We start from the raw sequence: 1,209 nt of genomic DNA on the forward strand, positions 1-1,209 counted from the left end.
CTGAGCGCGACGGCATCTCCAATGCCGCGGCGACCGCATCGAATACGCAGCCTCGGGCTGCTTGATCAACGCGACAACTACCTTGACATGCTCCGTCGCGCCTGGAGCGGGGTATCTCATAAGCCCCTCAGCAACATTACCAAACGTGCAGCCAGGGGTATTTTTTTGACATGAATTACTAACGTTGTAGCTATGAAAATTTGGGCTCTTTTCATCAAACAACAGCACGCCATTTTCGTCCTGCCCTAATAGTCCTGGGTAGCTCGGACGGTTGTTGTCCAGGTACCCTCTTTGAGCCATCGAGCCCGGTTCCAAGCCACGCGGATCAACCCAGTTCAACGGATCATTTCCAACGTAGGCGTAAGAGTGACTCCCGCCCACCAGTCCGATTGGATCCTGCGTCACATACTGACCCAGGATCGGGTCGTAATAACGGAACCGGTTGTAGTGCAGCCCCGTCTCGGCATCAAGCTGCTGGCCCTGGAAGCGGATGGGCTGATTGATGCCGTGCGGGTCGTATTCCTCGCGCACAGCACCCCAGGCATGGTAGGTCGCAGCCCAGGTCACCAAGCCCGCCTGCGGGCCGTTGGCATCCACCAGGGCGATCGGCGTGCCCAGGTGGTCGCAAAGGAAATGGCGGATGCGCGTGGGATGGGCCTGAGTGGCAGCCTGCTGTTGCTGGCGCACGGATTGCAGGCCCGCAATCAACAATGCGCCGGCCTCTTCGGGCAGACTTGCCTGCAGTCGCGCCTGTAGAGCGTTGCCGTGGGGCCCGATAGCGTCGTGTAGGGCGCCCTCCAGCAGTTCGCGTTGCGCACGGGGCAAGCCAGCGAACAGGGCTGCGGCAGGTGATAGGCCGCTTTCCTGGCTATTTAGCCCCATGCGAGCTTGGTCTTCCTCCATGGAAAGCATGGCCTGCAAGGCCGTGGGAATGGCCTGCTCACGCTCCAGGCGCAGCAGCGGCGCAAAGGAGCCGGGTTCGTAGAGCACGTGCTGCAGCCCCTGGGGGCCTTCGTTGTGCACGAGGCGGTCACCGTCCCAGCCGGCGTAGGTGGCGGTCGCGACGCCCGATGCAGCTACCCGCTCGCTGCTGCCGCCGTTGTCGTTACCGTTGCCGAAGACGGTCTTGGCCAGCCGCCGCCCGAAGGGGTCGTAGCGGTAGCAGGCCACCCGCTGCCAGGCGCCACCCGCTGCCTCGCGCTGCCAGAC

The 1,209-nt window shown here is 62.8% G+C and carries 1 protein-coding gene; it reads right to left on the reverse strand.

What is annotated here, in order from left to right; all coding sequences use genetic code 11:
* Positions 1–1,209, reverse strand: a 1,209-nt coding sequence (locus BLR99_RS22185) for an RHS repeat-associated core domain-containing protein (protein WP_233427258.1), incomplete at both ends; no start/stop codon positions are given.

The sequence above is a fragment of the Paracidovorax citrulli genome (genome assembly GCF_900100305.1).
GTDB classification, from domain to species: Bacteria; Pseudomonadota; Gammaproteobacteria; order Burkholderiales; family Burkholderiaceae_C; genus Paracidovorax; species Paracidovorax citrulli.